Here is a 24130-nt window from a genome sequence, read left to right as displayed (position 1 = left end):
CGAAAATCGTCTCCCCCGACCGATCAGGCCGCGTTCGCCAGTCCGGCGATTATGGAACCGGCCATCAGACGAACCTCGGCGTCGACCGAAAGGGCCGCGCTGCAGGCGTCTCCAGAGCCGAAAACCATCCCCGCTTTCGTCGCACGTTCAAGGGTTTCGGCGACGACTGCGGCAATATTGAGAAAGGCCAGCTTCCGGTCAAGGAAGGCGAAGGCCGCGACCTCGTTGGCGGCGTTGAATACGGCCGGCGCCGCCCCCCCCGCCTTCAGCGCCTGACGCGCCAGATCCAGGGCCGGGAAGCGCGCCAGATCGGGCGCCTCGAACGTCAGTCGGCCCAGCAGGGCCAGGTCCAGTTGGGGCGCCGGCCAGGCGATGCGGTCCGGCCAGGCTAGGGCGCAGGCGATCGGCGTGCGCATATCCGGCTGCCCCATCTGCGCCAGGGTCGATCCATCCACATATTCCACAAGGCTGTGGATGATCGATTCGGGATGGACCACCACGTCGATCCGATCCTGCGGCATGTCGAACAGATAGGCCGCCTCGATCATCTCCAGGCCCTTGTTGGCCATGGTGGCGCTGTCGACCGAAATCTTGGCGCCCATGCTCCAGTTCGGATGGGCCACCGCCTGCTCCGGCGTAATCGCGCCCATTCGCTCGCGCGGGGTCTGGCGGAACGGGCCGCCCGAGGCGGTCAGGACCAGCTTGGACACCCGCTCCGGCGCCTCGGCCGGGAAGACCTGGAAGATGGCGGAATGTTCGGAATCGACCGGGATCAGCCGTCCCCCTGCCCGCCTGACCCGCTCGATCAGGGCGGGACCGCAGCAGACCAGGCTTTCCTTGTTGGCCAGGGCCAGGGTCGCGCCCATCCCCGCCGCCGCCCAGGCCGACTTCAGACCGGCGGCCCCCACGATGGAGGCCATGATCCAGTCGGCGGGGCGGGTCGCCGCCTCCACGACGGCCGCCTCCCCGGCCGCCGCCGCGATGTCGGTTCCGACCAGGGCGGCCCGCAGATCGTCCAGTCGCGCGGGATCGGCGGTGACCGCCACCTTCGGTGTCCAGCGTCGGGCCTGTTCGGCCAGCTTTTCGATATTGGCGCCGCCCGTCAGGGCCTCGACCTCGAAGGCCCCGGTTCCCGACGCCTCGGCCTGCGCCATCAGGTCCAGGGTCGAGGAGCCGACCGATCCGGTGGCGCCCAGCACCGTGACGCGGCGACGGATCACGCGCCACGCTCCAGCATCAGGACCAGCAGTCGCCCGGCCGCCACCACGACCACGGCGAACATCAGGCCGTCCACGCGGTCCAGCAGGCCGCCGTGGCCGGGAATGGTGTTGCCGGCGTCCTTGACGCCGAACCGCCGCTTCAGCGCCGATTCCCACAGGTCGCCGGCCATCGTCGCCAGCGCCGCCGCCAGGCCCAGGATTGCGCCCCAGACCACGGTCAAGGCGCCCATGTCGACCCAGGCCGTCATCAAGCCGCCCGCGACCGCGCCGGCCACTATGCCGCCGATGAAGCCGGACCAGGTCTTGTTGGGCGAAAACCGAGGCCACAGCTTGGGGCCGCCGAAGGTCGAACCGGCCAGATAGGCCACGATGTCGGCGGACCAGGCCACCGCAAAGACCAGCACCGTCCAGTGCAGCCCAATGGGGCTGTCCACCCCGCGCAGCCAGATCAGCAGGACGGAAGGCCAGCCCAGATAGAGCACGCCATAGGCCGCATCCAACGCCTCCTGCCCCCGGCTGCGGGCATAGACGCCGGCGGCGGCGGCCCCGAACACCAGCATGATGAAGGCCACAGACATCACGCCGAAATGCGCGCTGATCACCGCCGCCACGACGCCGAAGCCGACGGCCCCGCCCATGACGCGCCGGGCGTGCGGCGCGCTCATCGCCGCCCATTCGAAAGCCAGGACGATGCTGGCCGCCACCATCAGCGCCAGGAACCAGACGCCCCCGGCCCAGGTCGCGGCCACGGCGGCCGGCGCCAGGACCACGGCGGAAGCGCCGCGCAGGGCGATGTCGCGGGCCTTGACCGCCATCAGGCTGTTTCGCGCAAAGGCGAGACGGCGCGGCCGCCATAGCGTCGGTCACGCTGGCCGAACGCCTGCACGGCTTCGGCCAGGGCCTTGGGCCCATAGTCGGGCCACAGGATGTCCTGAAACACCAGTTCGGCGTAGGCGGCCTCCCACAACAGGAAGTTCGACAGCCGCTGCTCGCCCGATGTCCGCACGATCAGGTCCAGCGGCGGCGACCCCGACGTGGCCAGTCCGGCCTCGAAAGTCTGTTCGCTCAGGGGCTCGGTCGTCTCGCCGGACGCCAGACGCGCCATATGCCGACGCGCGGCGTCCACCAGATCGGCCCGGCCGCCATAGTTGAAGGCGACCTGCAACAGGAAACGATCGTTGTGCGCCGTCTGCGCCTCGGCCTTGTCGATGATGGCGGCGATGTCGGCGGGCAGGCCCTCGCGCCGGCCCAGGATCCGCAGGCGGACGCCCGCCTTCTCCAGCCGCGCCAGGTCGCTGGCCACATAGGTCCGCACCAGACCCATCAGGTCCGACACCTCGTCCTCGGGCCGGCTCCAGTTCTCGGTGGAGAAGCCGAAGACGGTCAGGCATTCGATGCCCAGGTCCGGCGCCGCCTGGATGGTGCGTTTCAACGCCTGCACGCCTTCGCGATGCCCCAAGGCGCGCGGCAGGCCCCGCGCCTTGGCCCAGCGGCCGTTGCCGTCCATGATGATGGCGACATGGCGCGGACCCGCGAGGCTCGGCCCTGAAGAGGCGGCGCTGTCTGCCGTCATCTGTCGTGCGATCCCTTCAGGCCCAAGCCGTTTCGCCTCAGACCTGCATGATCTCTTGTTCCTTGGTCTTCAAGGCCTCGTCGATGCGCTTGATGGCCGCGTCCGTGTCCTTCTGGACCTCGGTTTCCATCTTCTTCTGCTCGTCCTGGCTCATCTCGCCGGCCTTCTCGGCCTTCTTCAGGTCGTCGTTGGCGTCGCGGCGAACGTTGCGGACCGAAATCTTCTGCTGCTCGGCGTATTTGCCGGCCAGCTTGACCAGATCCTTGCGGCGCTCCTCGGTCAGAGGCGGCACGGGGATGCGCAGGGTCTGGCCGTCGACGATGGGATTCAGGCCCAGGTTGGCGTTGCGGATCGCCTTCTCGACGGCGACGACCATCCCCTTGTCCCAGACGCTGACGCTGATCATGCGCGGTTCGGGCACGCTGATGGCGGCCACGGCGGTCAGGGGCGAGGCCGAACCATAGGCCTCGACCCGCACGGGCTCCAGCAGGCCGGCGTTGGCGCGGCCCGTGCGCAGGCCGCTGAACTCTTCCTTCAGGGCGGCGACGGAACGGTCCATCCGGTCGCGATAGGTCTTGAGGTCGGGTTTTGCCATGGTCTTGGTCTCTCTTCGTTTTTCCTGGTCGCGCGGACGCCTAGGCGACGTCCTGAATGACCGTGAACGTGCCTTCGCCGGTCAGGGTCCGGCGAAGCGAATTGTCTTCCCGGATCGAGAAGACCACGATGGGGATGCCCGTGTCGCGCATCATGGCGATGGCCGAGGCGTCCATGACCCGCAGATCCTTGGCCAGCACGTCCTGATAGGTCAGGGTCTGGTAGCGGGTGGCGGTGGGGTCCTTCTTGGGGTCGGCGGTATAGACGCCATCGACGCTGGTCCCCTTCAGCAGGGCGTCGCAACCCATTTCGGCGGCGCGCAGGGCGGCGCCCGAGTCCGTCGTGAAGAAGGGCGCGCCCACGCCGGCGGCGAAGATCACCACCCTGCCCTTTTCCAGGTGACGCAGGGCGCGACGGCGGATGTAGGGTTCGGCGATGGCGGCCATCGGAATGGCGCTCTGCACCCGCGTCGAGACGCCGATCTTCTCCAGCGCCGACTGCATGGCCAGGGCGTTCATGATGGTGGCCAACATGCCCATATAGTCGGCCTGAGCGCGCTCCATTCCCGCCGCCGCCTTGGATAGGCCGCGGAAGATGTTGCCGCCGCCGATGACCAGGCAGATCTCGATCCCTTCGGCGGCCACGTCGGCGACGGCCTTGGCGACCGTGTCCACGGTCTTCATGTCCACGCCGAACGACTGATCGCCCATCAGCACCTCGCCGGAGACCTTCAGCAGGACGCGCTTGTAGCGGAAGGCGGTGGGGGCGTCGGGCATGTGCGGAGGGTCCGTTGGCTGCTGCGCCCTTGAATCAGGCGGCTTCTTATAGACGAAGGGCGCGCCGGCCATCAAAGCCGAACGCGCCCTTCTGATACAAAACCCTCACGAATGAGGGGAAGACTGGTTAGTTGCCGCCCATCATGGAGGCGACTTCCGACGCGAAGTCGGGGCCTTCGACCTTCTCGACGCCTTCACCCAGCGCCAGGCGGACGAAGCCGGCCAGGTGCAGGTTGGAGGAGCCCAGTTCCTTGGCCGAGTTGGCGACCAGCTGTTCGATGGTCACGTCCGGGTCCATGACGAACGGCTGCTTGGACAGCACCACGTCCTTCTGGAACTTGTTGATCTGGCCTTCCACGATCTTGGCGATCATGGCTTCCGGGCGACCTTCTTCCTTGGCCTTTTCGGTCAGAACGGCGCGTTCCTTCTCGATGGCGGCGGGGTCGAGGTCGTCCGTGTTCAGCGACAGCGGCGCGGTGGCGGCGACGTGCATGGCGATCTTGCGGCCCAGTTCGCGCAGGGCGGTCTTGTCGCCCTCGCCTTCCAGGGCCACCAGCACGCCGATGCGGCCGACGCCCGGCGAGACGGCGTTGTGGACGTAGGTGGAAACCACGCCCTCTTCGACCGACAGGCGGGCGGCGCGGCGCAGTTGCATGTTCTCGCCGATGGTGGCGATCATGTTGGTCACTTCGTCCTGGACCGTCTTGCCGGATTCCAGTTCGGCGCCGTGCAGGGCCTCGACCGAGTGGTGCTCCAGGCCCAGTTGGGCGAACGACTTGGCGGCGTTCTGGAACAGATCGTTACGGGCGACGAAGTCGGTTTCCGCGTTGAATTCGATGGCGGCGGCGACTTCACCCTTGCCGTCTTCCTTGGACGCCACGGCGACCAGGCCTTCGGCGGCGACGCGGTCGGCCTTCTTGGCGGCCTTGGACAGACCCTTGGCGCGCAGCCAGTCGATGGCGGCGTCGATGTTGCCGTCGTTTTCCTGCAAGGCCTTCTTGCAGTCCATCATGCCGACGCCCGAACGCTCGCGAAGCTCCTTCACGAGGGCGGCAGTGATCTCGGCCATGTTCTTCTCCTTGGGGGATTCGTATGTGGGAACGGCCGGACTGACTTAGCCCGGCCGTGTGTCAGTTCGTCAGGCGGCGTTCGAAAGCCCGAGCGCCGCCCTGCGGGCCATCAGCCCGTGGCCTTCTCGGTTTCGACCGCGTCGTTGGCTTCCGAGGTGGCGGCCTGAGCGGCTTCGTCGGCGACGGCCGGTTGAGCGGCGGCTTCCAGTTCGGCGGCGGCGCCTTCCGTGCCGGCCGGAGCGGCGTCAGCGGCGACCGGAGCCGAGGCTTCGCGCAGCATCGGCTCGACCGGGGCTTCCGAAGCGCCCAGATCCACGCCCGAGGCCGAGGCGCCGGCGGCCAGACCGTCCAGAACCGCGTCCGCGATCAGGTCGCAGTAGGTCTGGATGGCACGCGCGGCGTCGTCGTTGCCGGGCACCGGATAGGTGATGCCGTCCGGGTCCGAGTTGGTGTCCAGGATGGCGATGATCGGGATGTTCAGCTTGCGGGCTTCCTGGATCGCGATCGCTTCCTTGTTGGTGTCGATCACGAACATGATGTCCGGGATGGAACCCATGTCCTTGATGCCGCCCAGCGACAGTTCCAGCTTGTCCTTCTCGCGCTGCAGGGTCAGCAGCTCCTTCTTGACGCGGCCTTCGCCGCCGTTCTCGAGGATGCCTTCCAGTTCGCGCAGACGAGCGATCGAGCCCGAGACGGTGCGCCAGTTGGTCAGCGTGCCGCCCAGCCAACGGTTGTTCATGTAGTATTGGGCGCAGCGCTTGGCGGCTTCGGCGACCGGCTCGGAGGCCTGGCGCTTGGTGCCGACGAACAGGACGCGACCGCCCTTGGCGGCGACGTCGCGCACGGCCACCAGAGCCTGGTGGAACAGCGGCATCGTCTGCGACAGGTCGATGATGTGGATGTTCGAGCGCGAGCCGAAGATGTAGCGGTCCATCTTCGGGTTCCAGCGGTGCGTCTGGTGGCCGAAGTGAGCGCCCGCTTCCAGCAGGGTGCGCATCGAGAATTCAGGCAGAGCCATGATCGTTCAGTCCTTTTTCCGATCAAACGTGGCGCGGGGGATTAAAGGTCGTTCGACCCTCGGAATGGTGCGTGCCGGGATTTCTCCCCGAACCGCGCCTCACCCGCGTTGCGAAATGCGGGGGCCATGTAGGCGGGATGGCCCCAAATAGCAAGCGCTGCGTCGCGCGCAGCAGAAAGGCGGCCTCTGCCGAGACCGCCTTTCCCGATCAGCCTTGAGGCGTGATCCTACTTCATCGCGTCCAGCAGCGCCTGGGCGCGGTCGCGGTGCATGGTCACGGGCGCGACCAGCTCGCGGGCCAGCGTCGACAGGGCCGGCGCATCGGTGTTGCCGGCGAAGCCGTTCAGCAGGGTCAGGGCCTCGTTATGGGCGGCGACCTGCTGGTTCAGATAGACCTTGTCGAAATCGCCCGGCGTGGCGGCGTTCAGATTGTCGATCAGACCCTTGCGGCGCTCGTCCAGCGTGGTCGGAATGGCCACGTTCGGACCGGCGGTCGCGACCGCGGCGCCCAGCTTCTCGCCGGCGGCGGTGTGGTCCTTGGTGATCATGGCGGCCAGCGCCTTTACGTCGGCGTTGGTCGATTTGGCGGCGGCGATCTTTGCCGCTTCCAGTTCGTACATATTGCTCGTGCCCAGGCCCGTCACGAAGCCGTCGACGGTGTTGGCGCCCATGGTCATGGCCGAGGTCTGGCCGACGACGCCCGAGGTCGCATCCTGAGTGGCGTTGACGGCTTCGCTGGCGTTCTGGCCGGCGCTGTCGCCGCCCTGGTTGCACGCTGCGAGAAGGGCCAGCGAGGCGACGCTGGCGATGGCGAGATATTTCATTGGAACAGTCTCCCTATGGACTGACGAAACCCATCACGCAGTCGTGAGGTTCCGAAAAATCCATAGCGCGACCATAAGCCGGCACCTGAACCCGCCTATGCATCCTCCAGCATGACCACGCCCGGCGCGGACTTCAGCGCGCCGCGCAAGGCGCCGTCCAGCCGATAGCGGCCGGGCAGTTTGACCTCGACCTCCCGCCCCTGCTCCAGCCCGGCGATCATCAGGGCAATCTCGCCACCCTTGCCGATGGCGCCGGATCGGGCGCGCTCAAGCCGGCCTTTCAGGGCGTCGGCGTCGGCGGATCGGGCAGAGACATGGATGCGCAGCCCGATGTTGGCGTCGTCCAGCAGATTGTCCATGCGCGACGCATCGTCCCCGAAGAAGCGCACCTCGCCCTCGGACGCCTTGGCGCGAACCCGCACCATGACCGAGGCCCCCGGCTCCAGAACCTCGCGGCATTTGCGCAGCTGTTCGGGCGGGAAGAGACATTCGAACTCGCCCGTCGGATCGGAGAAGGTGACGAAGGCGAACTTCTCGCCGGTGCGAGCGCTGGCGCGCTCCTGCTTGCGACGAACCACCCCGGCCATCTGGAACGCCTCGTGCCCGCCCTCGGCCAGAGGGATGGCCTCGGCGACGAAGGTGACGCGCTTGCGTTTCAGAGCCGACGTCATCTCGTCCAGCGGGTGGCCCGACAGGTAGAACCCCACGGCGGCCAGTTCGTGATCCAGCCGCTCCGGTCCCACCCACGGCTCGACCGTCTTCAGGCGCGGGCGGGCCGCGTGCGCCTGATCGCCGCCGAACAACGACACCTGCGACGAGGCGCGCTCGGCCGCCACGCTCTGGCAATAGGCCATCAGCACATCGGCCTGTTCGACCAGTTGGCGCCGATTGGGATGGATGCTGTCGAAGGCGCCGGCCTTGGCCAGGCCCTCCAGCGCGCGCTTGTTGACGCTGCGCGGATCCACCCGCTCCAGGAAGTCGAAGATGTCGGCGAACCGGCCGCCGGTCTCGCGCACCTCGATGACGTGTTTCATCGCCTCCAGGCCCACGTTGCGGATGGCGCCCAGGGCATAGAGGACCGCGCCCTTCGCATCGTCCCACGCCACGTCGAAGTCGGCGGACGAGCGGTTGATGTCGGGCGACAGCACCGGCACCTCGAAGCGGCGCGCATCCTGATAGAAGACCGCCAGCTTGTCGGTGTTCGACAGGTCCAGGCTCATCGACGCGGCGAAGAATTCGACCGGCTGATTGGCCTTCAGCCACCCCGTCTGGAACGAGATCAGCGCATAGGCGGCGGCGTGGGACTTGTTGAAGCCATAGCCCGCGAACTTGGCCACCAGGTCGAAGATGGAGCCGGACTGGCTTTCCGGCACGGTCTTTTCCAGCGCGCCCTTGACGAAGCGCGCCCGCTGGAAATCCATCTCCTCCTTCTTCTTCTTGCCCATGGCGCGACGCAGCAGGTCGGCCTCGCCCAGGCTGTAGCCCGCCAGGATCTGGGCGATCTTCATCACCTGTTCCTGGTAGATGATGACCCCATAGGTCTCGGTCAGCACCTCCTTCAGACTGGGGTGCAGATAGTCCACCTCGGCCCGGCCGAACTTGCGGTCGATATAGGTGTCGATCATCTCCATCGGCCCCGGCCGATAGAGCGAGATCAGGGCGGTGATCTCCTCGATGGAGCCGCACCGCATCTTGCGCAGGGTGTCGCGCATCCCTTGGGATTCCAGCTGGAACACCCCAACCGTCTGGCCCGACGCCATCAGCTCATAGGTGCGCGCATCGTCCAGCGGCAGCTGGTTCCATTCCGGCGCCGCGCCGCGCCGTTCCAGATACCCCCGCGCCCGGTCCAGCACGGTCAGGGTCTTCAGCCCCAGGAAGTCGAACTTCACCAGACCCGCCGGCTCGACCCACTTCATGTTGAACTGGCTGGCCGGGATGGTCGAACGCGGGTCCTGATACAGCGGCACCAGCTCGGTCAGCGGCCGGTCGCCGATGACGATGCCGGCGGCGTGGGTCGAGGCGTTGCGGTAAAGCCCTTCCAGCTCCAGCGCCGTTTCCAACAGGGTCTTGACCGCCGGCTCGGCATCCCTCGCCTCCTTCAGGCGCGGCTCCAGATCGATGGCCTGGGCCAGGGTGACGGGGTTGGCCGGATTGTTCGGCACCATCTTGCAGAGCCGGTCCACCTGGCCCAGCGGCATCTGCAGCACGCGGCCGACGTCGCGCAGCACCGCGCGCGCCTGCAGGGTGCCGAAGGTGATGATCTGGGCCACCCGGTCCTTGCCGTAGTGGGCCTGGACATAGTCGATCACCTCTTCGCGCCGCTCCTGGCAGAAGTCGATGTCGAAGTCGGGCATGGAGACCCGTTCGGGGTTCAGGAACCGCTCGAACAGCAGACCGAACCGCAACGGATCCAGATCGGTGATGGTCAGGGACCAGGCCACCAGCGAGCCGGCGCCGGAGCCCCGCCCCGGCCCGACAGGAATGCCGTGGGTCTTGGCCCATTTGATGAAGTCCGACACGATCAGGAAGTAGCCGGGGAACCCCATCTGCTGGATGATCCCGACCTCCCACTCCAAGCGCGCCCAATACTCTTCCTCGGGCACGGCTGGATCGACCTGGGTCAGGCGGACCTTCAGCCCCTCGCGCGCCTGGTGGGCCAGTTCGTCGGCCTCGGACCGCCCGGCGCCGGTGTCGAAGCGCGGCAGGATCGGGGCGTGGGTCTGGACCAGGAAGGCGCAGCGCCGGGCGATGTCGATGGTGTTGTCGCAGGCCTCGGGCAGGTCGGCGAACAGGTCGCGCATCGCCTCGGCCGACTTGAACCAGTGTTCGCCGGTGATGCGGCGACGATCCTCCTGGCCGGTGAAGGCCCCGTCGGCGATGCACAGCAGGGCGTCGTGCGACTTCGCCTGAGCGGCCTTGGCGTAATAGACGTCGTTGGTCGCCACCAGCGGGACGTCGTTGGCGTAGGCCCATTCGACAAGCCCCGGCTCGGCCCGGCGTTCGTCATCCAGGCCGTGACGCTGAAGCTCGACGTAGAAACGGTCGCCGAACGCGGCCTTCATCGCCTCCAGCGTCGCGACGCCCTCGGCGGTCTTGCCCTGGGCGAACAGCGGGTCGACCGGGCCGTCCGGGCCGCCGGACAGCAGGATCAAGCCTTCGGCGCGCGCCACGACCTGATCCCAGGCCACACCCGGCTCGGCCATTTCGCCCGCGTCCAGATAGGCCGAGGACGACAGGGCGCACAGGTTCAGCCAGCCCGTCATGTCCTGGGCCAGCAGCACCACGGTCGGCGTCTTGGCCCAGCGGGCATTGATCTGGCCGCCGATACCCACGATCGGCAGGGCGCAGGCCACGATGGGCTGGACGCCCGCATCCTTGGCCGTCTGGCTGAACTCCAGCGCCCCGAACAGATTGGCGCGGTCCGCCACGGCGACGGCGGGCATTCCCGCGTCCGCCGCCAGTTTGCCGACCTTCCCAGCCTTGATCGCGCCTTCCAGCAGCGAATAGGCCGAACGAACCCGCAGATGGACGAAACCCTGGCTGTTCATCGGTTGGCTCACTGAATCTCCACCTCGGGCGGCGCGACGTCCGCGCCCGTCATCACCCTGATGCGAGTCTCACATCCTGCGCCGGACGACCATCGCAAACCAGATGCGGCGCTCCATCATCCCCAGAAGAGCGGCGAACCCACGGTCGCGCGCTTGGAAAAAACAGAGTCTGAATCGTCTGAGATTCGCCCAACCTATTGATTCTACCCCAACGCAATTCAGACGGTCGCATCCAACGTCTGAACGCTCAGACGGCGGTGACGCTGAACGCCAGGGTCCAGACCATCCAGACAAAGCCGCCGCAGCAGGCCAGCGACAACATATCCCTTATCAAACGCGGCATGGCTTTCCTGACCTCGCAACTGTTCTCCGTCTGTTCTATGTTCCCTATGCGTTCTCGTCAAGCGTCGGTCGCGACAAAGCCCAGACGGGTGAGGGCCGAGGCCAGGGCGGCGGTGTTCGGCGACTGGGTCTTTCGCAGCAGGCTGGCGCGGAAGAACTCCACCGTGCGCGGGCTCAGGCTCAAGGCCTGAGCGATCTGTTTCGTCGTTCGACCCGCCACCAGGAACTCCGCGACCTGTCGCTCGCGGCGCGTGAAGGTCAGGATATCCTGATGCGGCGCGCGCGAAAGGGCGTCCAGCGCGTGTTCGGCCGCCGCCAGCAGCCGCTCCGGCGAGGTCGGTTTGGTCAGGACATTATCGACGCCCAAACGCATCGCATCCACAGTCGTCAGGACATCGACGTAGGCGCTGACCAGGATGACGGCATGGCGACCGAGGGCGCAAAAGGCGCTGACCAGGTCCAGCCCCTCGATGCCCGGCAGTTTCAGATCGACGACGACCAGGGTCGGGTCGGCGTCGGACGCCCACATCAGCGCATCCAGAGGATCTGCGAATCCCACGGCGGCGTAACCCGCCTCGCGGAAGGTCAGCAGCGTCATCTCCAGGATCAGGGCGTCGTCATCGATCACGACGATCTCGAAGCCCGCATCGCCGTGGCTGCTTGGAGCGAAAACCGGTTCGGCGTCGGGCTTGGCCGGCTTGTCTTTTGGCGCCATGGAACCCGCCATGGCGTTCGTCATCCTTCGCATACCGACAGGATACAGCGCCTATTCCCCCGAGAAACCTCGTAGTCACACGCAGTTGAACAACTGTTATGCTTGGTTAAGCGATGTCGGATGACGCCGCCCTCCAAAGCCCCCGCCTCTATGGCCGACCACAGGGTGGCGGCGGTGATTGTGACAACGCATGTCGAACAGTTGTCACTTCGCTCTGCCCGAACCGTGCGGAAACAGCAACATGACCAGGCTCGGCGAATCGGCTTGTCAGGCGCCGCGGTCCGCTTGGGTCGGACATCTCTGGTGGGCGTCGAGGGCGCCGGCGCGGATATCGCCCGCTTCTTTGAGCCGCTGATCGAAGATCGTTCGACGCTAGCCCCCGCCATTCTGCTTCAACGGACGGTCGAACGGCCGCTGTTCGCACAACGGGGCCTGGTCGGACCGCGACTAAGACCCGGCGAGACGGCATGGCTGGACGCGGCGATGCGGCGTGAGCCGCCAGACGGCGAAAGCCTGCTGGCTTTTCTATCTTGGACAGCGCTGCGCCAGACCGAAGCGGACCTGGGCTTTTACTCGGCGGAGGCTGTGCAGGCGGAAGCCTGGTCGCCGTTCGAGCGCGCGGCGACCGACCAGCCGGATCCGACGCCTGAAACCGATTTCCTTTCGCCGACGTATTCCTGACCAGACAACGAAGGGTCATGGCGATGCGGTTCGGGGTTTCCATTCTGACGGCGGCGGCCTTGCTGGCGGCGCCGGTCGTCTATGCCCAAGCGCGTGCGCCGGGCCTGCAGACAGCCGTCTTCGCCGGCGGCTGCTTCTGGTCCGAGGAAAAGGCGTTCGACGACGTGCCCGGCGTGCGATCCGCCGTGTCGGGTTTTGTCGGCGGACATACGGCCAATCCGACCTATGAACAGGTCGTGCGTGGCGGGACCGGCCATATGGAGGCGGTGCAGGTCACCTTCGATCCGCGCGTCGTCAGCTATCGCGCCCTGGTGGATCGCTATTGGCGCACCATCGACCCGACCGATCCGAACGGCCAGTTCTGCGATCAGGGTCCGTCCTATCGTTCGGCCGTCTTCGCCACGAGCGAGCAGCGGGCCGACGCGGTCGCCTCGCGCGATGCGGCGATGCGGGTGTTGAGAAAGAGCTTCACCACCCCGGTCGTGGGCGTCCAACGCTTCTGGCCGGCGGGCGAGGCGCATCAGAACTACGCCAAACGCCACGCCGCCAGCTATCAGGCCTATCGGATCGGTTGCCGCCGCCCCGAACGGCTGCGCGCCATCTGGGGCGACGCCGCCGTCAGCTGATCAATAGGCGTGGCTTTCGGCCGCGCGCTCTTCCAGATGGCCGTCGCGCAGGGCGAAGACCCGGTCCATATGGCCGGCCAGCTCCATATTGTGCGTGGCGATCAGGGCGGCGACGCCCGTTGTCTTGGCCAGGTCGCGCAGGGATTCGAACACAGACTGGCTGGTGGTCGGGTCCAGGTTGCCTGTCGGCTCGTCGGCCAGCAGCAGGCGCGGACCATTGGCCAGGGCGCGGGCGATGGCGACGCGCTGCTGCTCGCCGCCCGACAGTTGCGCCGGCTGGTGCGTCAGCCGTTCGCTCAGGCCCAGCGCCGTCAGGGTGACCTCGGCGCGCTTGCGGGCCTCGTCCTGCGCCAGGCCGGCGATCCGCATCGGCAGGGCTACGTTGTCGCGTGCGTCGAACTCGGGCAGCAGGTGGTGGAACTGATAGACGAAGCCGATCCGGCCCAGGCGCAGGCGCGTACGGGCGCGTTCGTCCAGATCGCCGACCTGTTCGCCATCAATGGCCACCGTGCCGCTGGTCGGCTTCTCCAGCAGGCCGGCGGCGTGCAGCAGCGACGACTTTCCCGAACCCGACGGGCCGATCAGCCCGACCAGTTCGCCCGGAAACACGTCCAGATCGACGCCTTTCAGAACGGTCAGACCGCCCTGGGCTGTGGGATAGGTGCGGGTCAGGCCGCGCACCGACAGGATGGGAGCCTTACTCATAGCGGAGCGCCTCCACGGGATCGATGCGCGAGGCATTCCACGACGGCGGCAGGCTGGCGACACAGCTCATCAGCAACGACCAGAAGGCGACCCAGGTCACGTCGACCGGGTCGACCAGGGCGGGAATGGCGTCCAGCATATAGACGTCGGAATCAAACAGCTTGGTCTGCAGCACCCACTCCAGGAAATGCTGGATCGCGCCGATGTTCCAGCAGAACAGCAGGCCCAGCAGCAGTCCGGCCAGGGTGCCCGCTACGCCGATCATGGCGCCGGCCATGAAGAAGACGCGCAGGATCGCCGAGGGGCTGGCGCCGATGGTGCGCAGGATGGCGATGTCGCGGCCCTTGTTCTTCACCAGCATGACGATGCCGGAAATGATGTTCATGGCGGCGATGGCCACGACCAGGCCCAGGATGATGCTCATGGCCACCCGCTCGACCTTCAGCGCGCCATAGAAGGCGGCGAGGCGTTCGCGCCAGTCGCTCACGACCGATCCGGGGCCGGCGGCGGCGCGGATGGCGGGGGTCAGGGCGCCGACCTGATCGGGGTCGTCCACCTTGATCTCGATGGCGTCCCAGACGCCTTCCTTGCCGAAGAACAGTTGCTGCTGCTCCAACGGCATGAACATGAAGGCGCGGTCGTAATCGGCGGCGCCCGAGCGGAACAGGCCGCCCACGAAATAGGTCTTCTCCAGCCCGCCCAGATTTCCGAACGCGCTGTCCGCCCCGGTCGGGGAATAGACGGTGATCGCGTCGCCGACCCGGATGCCCAGCGAGTTCGCCAGCGCCGCGCCGATCAACACGCGGTCGCCGCCATAGGCGCCCTTGCCGAAGCTCTCGCGCTCCTGCGGCGACAGGCTGTCGAACACATACTGGGTCTTGGCCAGGTCCTCTGGGCGAATGCCCTTGACCATCACGCCGGTCGTATAGCTGCCCACGCGGATCAGGCTTTGCGCCTCGTTCAGCGGATTTACGCTATAGACGCCGGGAATGGCCTCGATCTTCTTCAGGACCGCATCCCGATCCGGCGACGTCAGCACCGGCCCCTGCACATACATGTGACCGTTGAAGGCCAGCATCCGGCCCAGCAGTTCGCTGCGGAAGCCGGACATGATGCTCATGACGCTGATCAGTACGGCGACGGCCAGCATGATGCCAATGAAGCTGATGACGGCGATGGTGGCCACCCCGCCCTCCTTGCGCTTGGCGCGCAGATAGCGAAGGGCCAGGCCGATCTCCCACGAGGAGAAGGCGCCGGACGGGCGGGACGGCAGGCTCAAGCGGTCAGCCTTTCGATGGCTTCGGCCAGGGGAACGGAGACCTTCTCGCCGGTGGCGCGGCGCTTCAGCTCGACCACGCCGTCCGCCAGCCCCTTCGGCCCGATGGTCAGCTGCCAAGGCACTCCGATCAGGTCGGCGGTGGCGAACTTGCCGCCCGGACGCTCGTCGGTGTCGTCGTACAGCACGTCCTTGCCCAGGGCTTCCAGCTGCGCGACCGCATCCTCGCAGGCGGCCGAGACGGCTTCGTCATTGGCGCGCAGATTGATGACGACCACATCGAAGGGCGCCACGGCGTCAGGCCAGATGATGCCGCCCTCGTCGTGGCTGGCCTCGATGATGGCGCCCAGCAGACGCGACACCCCGACGCCATAGCTGCCCATATGGACCTCGGTGTCCTGACCGTCCGGCCCGGCGACCTTGGCCTTCATCGGCGCGGAGTATTTCGTTCCGAAATAGAAGATGTGCCCGACCTCGATGCCGCGCGCCGACAGGCGGTCGCTCTCGGCGGTCTGGGCCTCGAACTGGGCCTGGTCGTGCATTTCCTCGGTCGCGGCGTACAGCGCCGTGCGCTCGTCGAACACGGCCTGCAGCGCCTCGGCGTCCAGGTCATGTCCGGGCGGCGCCATCTCGACCAGCTTGCGGTCGCAGAAGACTTCGCTCTCGCCCGTTTCGGCCAGAACGATGAACTCGTGGCTCAGGTCGCCGCCGATGGGGCCGGTGTCGGCGCGCATCGGCACGGCCTTCAGACCGATCCGGGCGAAGGTGTTCAGATAGGCCGTGAACATCCGGTTGTAGGCGACGCGGGCCGACGCCTCGTCCAGATCGAACGAATAGGCGTCCTTCATCAGGAACTCGCGTCCGCGCATCACGCCAAAGCGCGGACGTCGCTCGTCGCGGAACTTCCACTGGATGTGAAACAGGTTCAGCGGCAGCGACTTGTAGGATTTCACATAGGCCCGGAAGATGTCGGTGACCATCTCCTCGTTCGTGGGTCCGTACAGCAGTTCGCGTTCATGCCGGTCGGTGATGCGCAGCATCTCGGGGCCATAGGCGTCGTAACGCCCGCTCTCGCGCCATAGATCGGCCAGTTGCAAGGTCGGCATCAGCAGTTCGACCGCCCCTGCCCGCGCCTGCTCTTCGCGCACGATCTGCTCGATCTTGCGCAGCACCTTCAGACCCAGCGGCAGCCAGGCGTAGATGCCGGCGGCCTCCTGCTTGATCATGCTGGCGCGCAACATCAGCTGGTGCGAGACGATCTGGGCGTCCGAAGGGGCTTCCTTCAGCGTGGGCAGGAAAAAGCGCGACAGGCGCATGATCGGGAATCCTAGGCGTATAGACGGAACAAGGCTTTAGCCGCTGGACCGGGGCGAAAGCTAGGCCCGGTTTCGGTTTAGACCGCGGGCGCGTGCGAGAAGTCAGGCAGCGGCAGCCAGCCGGTGAAGATCAGCACCATGACGAAGGCCCAGACGATGGCCGAGACCCAGGTGGTGGTCAGGAACTTCTTCTTCAGGTTCGGCGTGCGGGGCGCCCCCCACTGGGCGCCGTCGGTCGGCGGCTCGTGCGTTTCCTGCGACGTGCCGAGCGGCAGGACGGCGAACAACACCGTCCACCAGACGATGATGTAGATGCCGATCATGGTCAGGGGGCCGATGGGCATGACGGGCCTCTTTGCTTCAGGGATGCGGGCGGCCGACGCCGTAGCGGGCCGCCAGATAAGGGGCGATGGCCTGATCCTGCAGGAACCGCCGCCCGGTCGCCGCGCTGACCTGCGCGTCGGGCCAGTCCAGTTCGCCGTCCAGAATTAGGATCGGACAGCTCTGATGCGCCTCGCCCACCTGTTCGATCACCGGCGGTCGCGGCCTGGCATGGTCCAGATAGACCACGTCCAGCGCCTCGCGCAGTTGCGGATAGAAGGCCAGGACGCCTTCGATATAGGCGCCGGGCGGGCAGAACCACGGCCCGCCCTGATCGTCATGCCAGTCGGGGTTCAGCAGAAAGAGCGTCTCGGCCATGTCTCAGCCTATAGCCGATGCGGACGGCCTGTCGCGACCGCTAATCGCAGGTCGCCCCGAAGCCCGGCGCGCGCAGGGCCAGCAGGATGGAGGCGCGCGCCTGCTGGGTGATGGCGCCCGAGCCCTGCAGCACGCAGCCGACCGCCGTGTTGGAGTTGGGCGCCAGCAGACCATAGGTCAGGCCCTCCTGCGCCAGCCGCGCCTGGGCGCCCTTCAACGCCTCGACGGCGCCTGCGACGCGCACGGGATCGTCGGTGATGCGCGTCATCTCATGCAGCGCCTCGCCCGAACCGGGAAAGTCGTAGGCGTCAGGGGTGAAGGGCGCGACCTCGGCCGACAGGCGGTCGGGATGCACGGCGATGCCGAACTTGGCGTTCTGGCTGGCCGAAAAGGCGATGGCCGGCCCCTCGGCGGGCACGACCAGGATATAGGCGTGACGCGGAAACAGCAGATACTGCGCCAGGAACTTGGTCACCGGCACGAAGGGTAGGCCGTCCGGCCCCAGCGCATGGGCGCCGACATAGACGCCGACCGGCAGACTGCGGGCGTCGATCCGACCGTTCAGCGCCAGGATGCGATCGACCATCACATGGTCCAGCAGGAAGACGCCGTCCTCGGCCTCCCGCTCCAGAAAGGCATGGATGGCGGCGGTGTCGGGCGCCGGCCCCAGATCGCGGCCATAGACGGTGGGAAAGGCGTCTGGCGACATCGGCTGGCCGGGCGGCGGGCTGAACCACAGGACGCGCAGCTCCTGAACCGTGCGCGCCAGCGGGTCCTCGCCCCGGAAGGTCGACAGGCTGAGCCCCAAATTGACCACGGCGAACAGGGCGACGAAGCCGGCCAGCCCCTGCCCCGCGATCACCGCCCAGCGCCGCCAGCCGTGCAATGGATGGCGGGCGTGGCGCACCCGCTGCAACAGACGGCGCGCGCGCCTCGGCTTGTTCGACATCGGTCGCCCCAACGGTTCGAGCGCAAAAATGCGCCCGAACGGTCAAGGTTGCATCAGACCCGCAGGACGACGGTCTCGACGATAGGACGGCGATCCCAGACCTGCTGGCTGGCCTTCTTCAGCACGCGGGCGATGGCCTGTTCGACCACCATCTCGTCCTCCAGCGCCTCGCCCTTCAGGTTCTTGACCACCTGCTCGACGCGCTCGGCCAGGTCGTCCAGCACATCGCCCAGCGGCTTCTGCAGATCGCCGGGCAAGCCCACGCTGCGGATGTCGATGTCGCTGACGATCCGGCCGCGCTTGTCCAGGGCGAAGCTGACGATCAGCACGCCGTTGGTGGAGGCGTGCCGACGCTCCTTCAGCGCCTCGCCCTGTTCGGTGACCAGCATCCCGCCATCGACATAAAGGCGACCGTTCGGCACCTCGTCGACGATCTGGGCCGGTCCGGGCGCCAGGCGCACCATGTCGCCGTTGCGCGGCGTGACCGTTTCCCGAACGCCGACTTCCTTGGCCAAGTTGGCGTGTTCGAGCAGGAAACGTCGCACGCCGTGGGTCGGCACCGCGATCTGCGGCCGGGCCCATTCATACATCTGCTTCAGCTCGTCACGGCAGGGGTGGCCCGAGACGTGGATGCCCGGGTGATCCTTCTCGGTGTAGAGGCGTACGCCGCGATCCGCGAGCCTGTCCTGCAGATTGCCGATGGCCAGTTCGTTGCCGGGAATCTGGCGCGACGAGAAGATGCAGTGGTCGCCCAGGCCCAGTTTGACGGTCGGGTGGGTGCCGTCGGCGACCCGCGACAGGGCCGCCCTCGCCTCGCCCTGGCTGCCGGTGCACAGATACAGGATCTGGTCGGCGGGCCAGACGCGAGCCTCTTCATCGGAAAGGAAGGGCTTCACGTCCTGCAACATGCCGACGTGCTTGGCCGCCGCCGTGATCCGGTGCATCGAACGCCCGGCCAGGGCGACGCGACGCCCGCAGGCCTCGGCCGCGCGGATCACGCTGTCCATCCGTGCGACGTTGGAGGCGAAACAACCCACGGCGACGCGGCCCTTCAGGCTCGCGATCAGTTTGGAGATGGCGACGGCGACATCGCCCTCGGACCCGGCGACGCCCGGCACGAAGACATTGGTGGAATCGCACACCATGGCCAGCACGCCCTCGTCGCCCAGGGCGCGAATGGCGGCCGCGTCGGTCTTTGTCCCGATCACCGGCTGGTCGTCGATCTTCCAGTCCCCGGTGTGGAACACCATCCCCAGCGGGGTGTCGATGGCCAGGCCGCTCGGCTCGGCGATCGAGTGGGTCATGTTGACGAAGGTGACGCCGAACGAACCGATGTCGACCGTGCCGCCCAGCGGCACCTCGATCAGCTCGACCTGATCGAGGATGCCGCGCTCGCGCAGCTTGTCGCGGATCAGATAGGCGGTGAAGGGCGTGGCGTAGATCGGCGCCTTGATGCGCGGCCACAGCCAGCCCAGGGCGCCGATATGGTCCTCGTGCGCGTGGGTCAGGACGATGCCCTTGATCGTCTCGCCCTGCAGATAGGTGGGATCTGGCACGATCACGTCCACGCCGGGCGTGGACAGGTCGCCGAAGGTGACGCCGACATCGACGATCAACCATTCACGGTTGGCCTCTGGGCCGAAGCCGTAGGCGTTCAGGTTCATACCGACCTCGTCCGAGCCGCCTAGCGGCAGGAAAACGAGTTCGTCTTGGTTTTGCTTTTTCATTCAGTCAGTCAAATGGGCGTTACGACGCCAGATTGCGAGGAGGCCGCGAATGGTCAGGTCGGAATCGAAGTGGTCGATGCTGTCGGTCGCGCCTTCGAACAGGCTGGCGACGCCGCCGGTGCCGATGACCGTCATGGGTCGGCCCCACTCGGCCTTGATGCGCCCAACCAGCCCCTCGATCAACGAAATATAGCCCCAGAAGACGCCGGACTGCATGGCCTCGACCGTGCCGCGGCCGATCACGTGCTCGGGCCGCTGGATGGCGATGCGCGGCAGTTTGGCCGCCGCCTCGTGCAGGGCCTGCAGCGACAGATTGATGCCCGGCGCGATCAGCCCGCCCTCGAAGGCGCCGTCGTCCGCCACGATGTCGAAGGTCGTCGCCGTGCCGCTGTCGATCACGATCAGGTCGCCCGAATACAGCAGCTTGGCCCCGATGGCGTTGACCAGACGGTCGGCCCCGGCTTCGCTGGGCTTGGCGATCCGCACGTCGATGCCCAGATCGACGTTCTCGCCGATCACCAGCGGCTCGATGTTCAGATAGCGGCGCGCCAGGTTGCGCAGGTTGAAGATCGACTGCGGAACCACGCTGGAGATGATGCAGCCGGTCAGGTTCGCGACCGCCAGCCCCTTCATCAGCATCAGCTGGTTCAGCCAGACGGCGTATTCGTCGGCCGTCCGCGTGGCCTCGGTGGCCGCGCGCCATTGGGCGATCCATTCAGACCCGTCGTGAACGGCGAACAGCGTATTGGTGTTGCCCTGCTCGATGGCCAGAAGCATCAGCTCGCCTTGCCGAAGAAGACGTCGCCGGCCGAAATCAGCCGCACCGAACCGTCGGCCAGACGCAGGCGCAAGGCGCCGTCCGGCTCCACACCCTCGGCCACCCCCTCAAGGGTCTCATTGTCCAGACGCGCGACGCACGGGCCGTTCAGCCCCGTCAGCCGGCTGGTCCAGGCGTCCAGCACCGGCTCGAACCCCAGCGTCTGCCAGCGTCCCCACCAGACAGCGAAGGTTTCGGCCAGGATCTCTGCGGCGGCCTCGATGGGCGGAACATAGGTCAGGTCGGCGCGCAGGCGATCGGCGACGGATGTGGCCCCCCGCTCGGTCCCCTCCGGCGAATGGGCCAGGTTCACGCCGATGCCGACGGCCAGCCACAGATCGCCATTCGCATGACGCCCGGACTCCACCAGGATGCCCGAGGCCTTCACCCCGTCCAGCAGCACGTCGTTGGGCCATTTGATCGCCACCAGCGCCGGCGACACGAACACGTCCAGCAGGTCCGCCACGGCCAGGGCCGCGACGAAGGTGGCCTGGGCCGCCTCGGCGGCGGAGCGCGGCGTCGTGACCAGAAGCGTGGCGGCCAGATTGCCCTGCTCGGTCTCCCACCTGCGACCGCGCCGCCCACGACCGGCGGTCTGGCGGCGCGCCACGATCCATCGCGGCCCGGTCTCTCCGGCCTCGGCCAGGCGTCGCGCCTCGGCGTTGGTCGAGTCGATCTCGTCGAAAATGACCAAGGGGGCGGGCGTCAACGCCCTACCCGTTCCCGAAGCCGGCGCTCGCGGCCTTGGTCAGCGGCTCCAGCCAGGTCAGGCCCACGATCACCAGCGGGAAGGCGAAGGCCGCGCAGGCCCAGCCGATCCACTTGGCCTCGACCGGCGCCGCGTCGGTGGCGATGTCGTCGACCGGCGCATCGAACCACATCAGCTTGATGATGCGCAGATAGTAGAAGGCGGCGACGACCGAGGCGACCAGACCGGCGGCCGCGACCGGCCACAGGCCCGCGTCGGCGGCGGCGCCGAACACATAATACTTTCCCCAGAAGCCCGAGAACGGCGGCATCCCCAGCACCGACAGCGACAGGATGGTCAGCGCGACGGCCGTCAGCGGACGATCCTTCTTCAATCCGGCCAGATCGGCGATGCGGCGGATCGGACGGCCCGACTTGGACAGCGACAGCAGGATGGCGAAGAAGCCCAGTTGGTCGATGACATACAGCGTCATGAACATCAGCATGGCCTGCAGCCCCTCGGCCGTGCCCGCCGCGATGCCCAGCAGGGCGTAGCCGATGTTGGCGATCGACGAATAGGCCAGCAGGCGCTGGATGTCCTTCTGCGCCAGACCGCCGAAGGCCCCGACGACGAAGCTGATCAGCGAAATGGCGATCAGGACCTGCGACCACTGGGCGTGGGCGTCGCCGAAGCCATGCTCCAGCGCGCGGGCGATCAGGACCATGGCCGCCACCTTGGGCGCCGTGGCGAACAGGGCCACGACCGGCGTCGGCGCGCCCTCATAGACGTCAGGCGTCCACATGTGGAACGGCGCGGCCGAAACCTTGAACGCCAGGCCGCAGATCAGGAAGACCAGGCCGAAGATCAGGCCCGGGCCGGGGTTGTCGGCGGCGAAGGCGGCGATGTCCTCGAACCGCATCGACCCGGCGAAACCATAGATCAGGCTGGAGCCATACAGCAGCAGGCCCGACGACAGGGCGCCCAGGACGAAATACTTCAGGCCCGCTTCCGACGCCTTGATTTCGTTGCGATGGAAGGCGGCCAGAACATACAGGGCCAGCGAATGCAGCTCGATTCCGACATACATGGAGATCAGGTCGCCCGAGGACGCCATCATCCCCATGCCGGCCGACGCCAGCACGATCAGGACCGGATATTCGAACTTGGCGATGCGCGTGCGCTTCATCCAGCCGTCGCCCAGCACGACCGCCACGGCGGCCGACAGATAGATCAGGCTCTTGGCGTAGATGGCCAGCGGATCGGCGACATAGGCGCCGTTGAAGGCGACGCCCCACGGGCCGACGATGGAGATGACCGACGCGGCGATCAGCAGCAGGACCGACAGGATCGAGACCAGACGGGCGCTCTTGTCGCCGATGAAGGCGCCGACCATCAGCAGGACCAGGGCGCCGACCGCAAGGGTGACTTCCGAGGCGGCGAGATGCAGGGCAGAGGATAGATCAGGCATCTTTAGGTCTCACCCGCCGATCGCGGCGCGATACGCGCTGGTCAGGGCCTCGACGGCAGGCCCGGTGTAATCGAGGACGGCGGCCGGATAGACCCCCAGCCAGATGGTGCCGACGATCAGCGGCACGAACAGCAGCAGTTCGCGCTTGTCGATGTCGGTGATGGTCTCAAGCTTCGGATTGGTGATCTCGCCGAACATGACCGCGCGGTACAGGGTCAGGGCGTAGACCGCCGAGAAGATCACGCCCGACGCCGCGACCAGCGCCGCCCAGGTCGAGGCGTGATAGGCGCCCGTCATGGTCAGAACTTCGCCGATGAAGCCAGAGGTGCCCGGCAGGCCGACGTTGGCCATGGTGAACATCAGGAAGATGGCCGCATACCACGGCATCTTCGACGTCAGACCGCCGTAGAAGGCGATCTCGCGGGTGTGCATCCGGTCATAGACGACGCCGACGCAAAGGAACAACGCGCCGGAGATCAGGCCGTGGCTGATCATCTGGAAGATGGCGCCCTGCATGCCGACGTCGTTGCCGGCGAAGATGCCCAGGGTCACGAAGCCCATGTGGGCGACCGACGAATAGGCGATCAGCTTCTTGATGTCCGTCTGACGCCAGGCGACCAGCGACGTATAGACGATGGCGATGACCGACAGGGTGAAGACCAGCGGGCGGAACATCTCCGACGCCATCGGGAACATCGGCACGTTGAACAGGATGAAGCCGTAGCCGCCCAGCTTCAGCAGAATGCCCGCCAGGATGACCGAACCGGCCGTCGGCGCCTGAACGTGGGCGTCGGGCAGCCAGGTGTGGACCGGCCACATCGGCATCTTGACCGCGAACGAGGCGAAGAAGGCCAGCCACAGGATCGGCTGGACGGCCGGATCGAAGGCGAAACGCTTCAGCTCGGGAATGCTGGTGGTGCCTGCTTCATGCGCCATCCACAGCATGGCCAGGAGCATCAGCACCGACCCCAGCAGGGTGTAGAGGAAGAACTTGTAGGCCGCGTAGATCCGGTTCTGGCCGCCCCAGATGCCGATGATCAGGAACATCGGCACCAGGGTGCCTTCGAAGAAGATATAGAACAGGAACAGGTCCAGCGAGGTGAACACCCCGATGACCAGCGTCTCCAACACCAGGAAGGCGATCATATATTCGACGACGCGCGTCTCGACCGACTTCCAGCTGGCCAGGATGCAGATCGGCATCAGGAAGGCGGTCAGCAGGACGAACAGAACCGAAATCCCGTCGACGCCCAGGTGATAGCTGGCGCCCGCGAACCACGGCACCAGCTCCACGAACTGATAGCCGGTGTTGGCCGGATCGAAGCCCGAAACCAGCACGACCGAAACCGCCAGCACGACCAGGGTCGTGATCAACGCGATCCAGCGGGCGGCCGGCGCGGCCGCATCGGCCGACTTTGACGTCAGCCGGGCGACGAAGATCGCCAGGGCCCCGACCAGGGGCAGGAATGTAACGAGGCTCAGGATGTAGGGCACGAGA

At 66.9% G+C, this 24130-nt stretch carries 23 protein-coding genes; 2 read left to right on the top strand and 21 right to left on the bottom strand.

The window, feature by feature from the left end; genetic code table 11:
• Positions 1–23: 23 nt before the first annotated feature.
• From dxr to B3Z70_RS09340, 10 genes are all read right to left on the bottom strand, one after another.
• Positions 24–1220: a 1-deoxy-D-xylulose-5-phosphate reductoisomerase gene (gene dxr / locus B3Z70_RS09385; RefSeq protein ID WP_292023324.1), complete on the bottom strand. Its 1197-nt coding sequence runs from the start codon at positions 1218–1220 to the stop codon at positions 24–26.
• Positions 1217–2035, bottom strand: coding sequence for a phosphatidate cytidylyltransferase (locus B3Z70_RS09380; protein ID WP_292023321.1), 819 nt, complete (start codon positions 2033–2035; stop codon positions 1217–1219). The genes dxr and B3Z70_RS09380 overlap by 4 nt, the downstream gene beginning before the upstream one ends.
• On the bottom strand, positions 2035–2793 hold the full coding sequence (uppS, locus tag B3Z70_RS09375) for a polyprenyl diphosphate synthase (RefSeq protein ID WP_292023318.1): 759 nt from the start codon (positions 2791–2793) through the stop codon (positions 2035–2037). The genes B3Z70_RS09380 and uppS overlap by 1 nt, the downstream gene beginning before the upstream one ends.
• A 37-nt stretch (positions 2794–2830) precedes the next feature.
• A complete protein-coding gene (frr, locus tag B3Z70_RS09370) occupies positions 2831–3388 on the bottom strand; it encodes a ribosome recycling factor (RefSeq protein WP_292023315.1) in 558 nt (185 codons plus the stop codon).
• A 40-nt stretch (positions 3389–3428) separates the two neighbouring features.
• The gene (pyrH, locus tag B3Z70_RS09365) at positions 3429–4163 is read right to left on the bottom strand and encodes a UMP kinase (protein ID WP_292023313.1); all 735 of its coding nucleotides are present in this window, start codon (positions 4161–4163) and stop codon (positions 3429–3431) included.
• Positions 4164–4290: 127 nt separating this feature from the next.
• Positions 4291–5232 carry a translation elongation factor Ts gene (gene tsf, locus B3Z70_RS09360; protein WP_292023311.1) on the bottom strand — a complete coding sequence of 314 codons (942 nt, stop codon included), beginning with the start codon at positions 5230–5232 and terminating at the stop codon, positions 4291–4293.
• Between the two features lie 110 nt (positions 5233–5342).
• The gene (gene rpsB / locus B3Z70_RS09355; protein WP_292023309.1) at positions 5343–6251 is read right to left on the bottom strand and encodes a 30S ribosomal protein S2; all 909 of its coding nucleotides are present in this window, start codon (positions 6249–6251) and stop codon (positions 5343–5345) included.
• A gap of 227 nt (positions 6252–6478) precedes the next feature.
• On the bottom strand, positions 6479–7075 hold the full coding sequence (locus B3Z70_RS09350; RefSeq protein WP_292023307.1) for a DUF4142 domain-containing protein: 597 nt from the start codon (positions 7073–7075) through the stop codon (positions 6479–6481).
• 95 nt (positions 7076–7170) lie between these two features.
• Positions 7171–10623 carry a DNA polymerase III subunit alpha gene (gene dnaE, locus B3Z70_RS09345; RefSeq protein ID WP_292023336.1) on the bottom strand — a complete coding sequence of 1151 codons (3453 nt, stop codon included), beginning with the start codon at positions 10621–10623 and terminating at the stop codon, positions 7171–7173.
• A gap of 400 nt (positions 10624–11023) precedes the next feature.
• Positions 11024–11692, bottom strand: coding sequence for a response regulator transcription factor (locus tag B3Z70_RS09340; protein WP_292045400.1), 669 nt, complete (start codon positions 11690–11692; stop codon positions 11024–11026).
• A gap of 108 nt (positions 11693–11800) precedes the next feature.
• Here B3Z70_RS09340 and B3Z70_RS09335 point away from each other — a divergent pair, with 108 nt between their 5' ends.
• Together B3Z70_RS09335 and msrA are read left to right on the top strand one after the other, a co-directional pair.
• Entirely contained in the window at positions 11801–12361 is a 561-nt protein-coding gene (locus B3Z70_RS09335; RefSeq protein ID WP_292023304.1) for a hypothetical protein, read from the top strand.
• Between the two features lie 17 nt (positions 12362–12378).
• The gene (msrA, locus tag B3Z70_RS09330) at positions 12379–12987 is read left to right on the top strand and encodes a peptide-methionine (S)-S-oxide reductase MsrA (RefSeq protein ID WP_292023302.1); all 609 of its coding nucleotides are present in this window, start codon (positions 12379–12381) and stop codon (positions 12985–12987) included.
• Here the strand turns inward: msrA and B3Z70_RS09325 are convergent, their stop codons facing one another.
• From B3Z70_RS09325 to B3Z70_RS09275, 11 genes are all read right to left on the bottom strand, one after another.
• Positions 12988–13692: an ABC transporter ATP-binding protein gene (locus B3Z70_RS09325; RefSeq protein WP_292023299.1), complete on the bottom strand. Its 705-nt coding sequence runs from the start codon at positions 13690–13692 to the stop codon at positions 12988–12990.
• Entirely contained in the window at positions 13685–14971 is a 1287-nt protein-coding gene (locus B3Z70_RS09320) for a lipoprotein-releasing ABC transporter permease subunit (protein ID WP_409410536.1), read from the bottom strand. The genes B3Z70_RS09325 and B3Z70_RS09320 overlap by 8 nt, the downstream gene beginning before the upstream one ends.
• Complete coding sequence (proS, locus tag B3Z70_RS09315; RefSeq protein ID WP_292023297.1) at positions 14968–16284, bottom strand: proline--tRNA ligase; 1317 nt, start codon at positions 16282–16284, stop codon at positions 14968–14970. Before proS ends, B3Z70_RS09320 begins: the two co-directional genes overlap by 4 nt.
• 77 nt (positions 16285–16361) lie before the next feature.
• Positions 16362–16628: a DUF1467 family protein gene (locus B3Z70_RS09310; protein WP_248116312.1), complete on the bottom strand. Its 267-nt coding sequence runs from the start codon at positions 16626–16628 to the stop codon at positions 16362–16364.
• 16 nt (positions 16629–16644) lie between these two features.
• Positions 16645–16983, bottom strand: a complete 339-nt coding sequence (locus B3Z70_RS09305) for a DUF3088 family protein (RefSeq protein ID WP_292023295.1) — start codon at positions 16981–16983, stop codon at positions 16645–16647.
• Between the two features lie 40 nt (positions 16984–17023).
• On the bottom strand, positions 17024–17932 hold the full coding sequence (locus B3Z70_RS09300) for a hypothetical protein (RefSeq protein WP_292023293.1): 909 nt from the start codon (positions 17930–17932) through the stop codon (positions 17024–17026).
• Positions 17933–17985: 53 nt separating this feature from the next.
• The gene (locus B3Z70_RS09295) at positions 17986–19659 is read right to left on the bottom strand and encodes a ribonuclease J (protein ID WP_292023292.1); all 1674 of its coding nucleotides are present in this window, start codon (positions 19657–19659) and stop codon (positions 17986–17988) included.
• A complete protein-coding gene (locus B3Z70_RS09290; protein WP_292023333.1) occupies positions 19660–20439 on the bottom strand; it encodes a type III pantothenate kinase in 780 nt (259 codons plus the stop codon). It lies immediately after the preceding gene.
• Positions 20436–21185, bottom strand: a complete 750-nt coding sequence (locus tag B3Z70_RS09285; protein ID WP_292023290.1) for a biotin--[acetyl-CoA-carboxylase] ligase — start codon at positions 21183–21185, stop codon at positions 20436–20438. The genes B3Z70_RS09290 and B3Z70_RS09285 overlap by 4 nt, the downstream gene beginning before the upstream one ends.
• 4 nt (positions 21186–21189) lie before the next feature.
• Positions 21190–22632: an NADH-quinone oxidoreductase subunit NuoN gene (gene nuoN, locus B3Z70_RS09280; RefSeq protein WP_292023288.1), complete on the bottom strand. Its 1443-nt coding sequence runs from the start codon at positions 22630–22632 to the stop codon at positions 21190–21192.
• 9 nt (positions 22633–22641) lie between these two features.
• A complete protein-coding gene (locus tag B3Z70_RS09275) occupies positions 22642–24126 on the bottom strand; it encodes an NADH-quinone oxidoreductase subunit M (protein ID WP_292023284.1) in 1485 nt (494 codons plus the stop codon).
• Positions 24127–24130: the final 4 nt, after the last annotated feature.

Origin of the sequence: Brevundimonas sp. UBA6550, assembly GCF_002434505.1 — a bacterium.
Lineage (GTDB): Bacteria > Pseudomonadota > Alphaproteobacteria > Caulobacterales > Caulobacteraceae > Brevundimonas.
The sequence above is the reverse complement of the archived record's forward strand: the minus strand, read 5'-3'. Positions and strand labels throughout refer to the sequence as shown.

Coding starts and splice junctions, on each gene's coding strand:
- B3Z70_RS09380 (WP_292023321.1), bottom strand. CDS start 2,035: ATGGCGGTCAAGGCCCGCGACATCGCCCTGCGCGGCGCTTCCGCCGTG.
- uppS (WP_292023318.1), bottom strand. CDS start 2,793: ATGACGGCAGACAGCGCCGCCTCTTCAGGGCCGAGCCTCGCGGGTCCG.
- frr (WP_292023315.1), bottom strand. CDS start 3,388: ATGGCAAAACCCGACCTCAAGACCTATCGCGACCGGATGGACCGTTCC.
- pyrH (WP_292023313.1), bottom strand. CDS start 4,163: ATGCCCGACGCCCCCACCGCCTTCCGCTACAAGCGCGTCCTGCTGAAG.
- tsf (WP_292023311.1), bottom strand. CDS start 5,232: ATGGCCGAGATCACTGCCGCCCTCGTGAAGGAGCTTCGCGAGCGTTCG.
- rpsB (WP_292023309.1), bottom strand. CDS start 6,251: ATGGCTCTGCCTGAATTCTCGATGCGCACCCTGCTGGAAGCGGGCGCT.
- B3Z70_RS09350 (WP_292023307.1), bottom strand. CDS start 7,075: ATGAAATATCTCGCCATCGCCAGCGTCGCCTCGCTGGCCCTTCTCGCA.
- dnaE (WP_292023336.1), bottom strand. CDS start 10,623: ATGAACAGCCAGGGTTTCGTCCATCTGCGGGTTCGTTCGGCCTATTCG.
- B3Z70_RS09340 (WP_292045400.1), bottom strand. CDS start 11,692: ATGGCGGGTTCCATGGCGCCAAAAGACAAGCCGGCCAAGCCCGACGCC.
- B3Z70_RS09335 (WP_292023304.1), top strand. CDS start 11,801: ATGACGCCGCCCTCCAAAGCCCCCGCCTCTATGGCCGACCACAGGGTG.
- msrA (WP_292023302.1), top strand. CDS start 12,379: ATGGCGATGCGGTTCGGGGTTTCCATTCTGACGGCGGCGGCCTTGCTG.
- B3Z70_RS09325 (WP_292023299.1), bottom strand. CDS start 13,692: ATGAGTAAGGCTCCCATCCTGTCGGTGCGCGGCCTGACCCGCACCTAT.
- proS (WP_292023297.1), bottom strand. CDS start 16,284: ATGCGCCTGTCGCGCTTTTTCCTGCCCACGCTGAAGGAAGCCCCTTCG.
- B3Z70_RS09310 (WP_248116312.1), bottom strand. CDS start 16,628: ATGCCCATCGGCCCCCTGACCATGATCGGCATCTACATCATCGTCTGG.
- B3Z70_RS09305 (WP_292023295.1), bottom strand. CDS start 16,983: ATGGCCGAGACGCTCTTTCTGCTGAACCCCGACTGGCATGACGATCAG.
- B3Z70_RS09300 (WP_292023293.1), bottom strand. CDS start 17,932: ATGTCGAACAAGCCGAGGCGCGCGCGCCGTCTGTTGCAGCGGGTGCGC.
- B3Z70_RS09295 (WP_292023292.1), bottom strand. CDS start 19,659: ATGAAAAAGCAAAACCAAGACGAACTCGTTTTCCTGCCGCTAGGCGGC.
- nuoN (WP_292023288.1), bottom strand. CDS start 22,632: ATGCCTGATCTATCCTCTGCCCTGCATCTCGCCGCCTCGGAAGTCACC.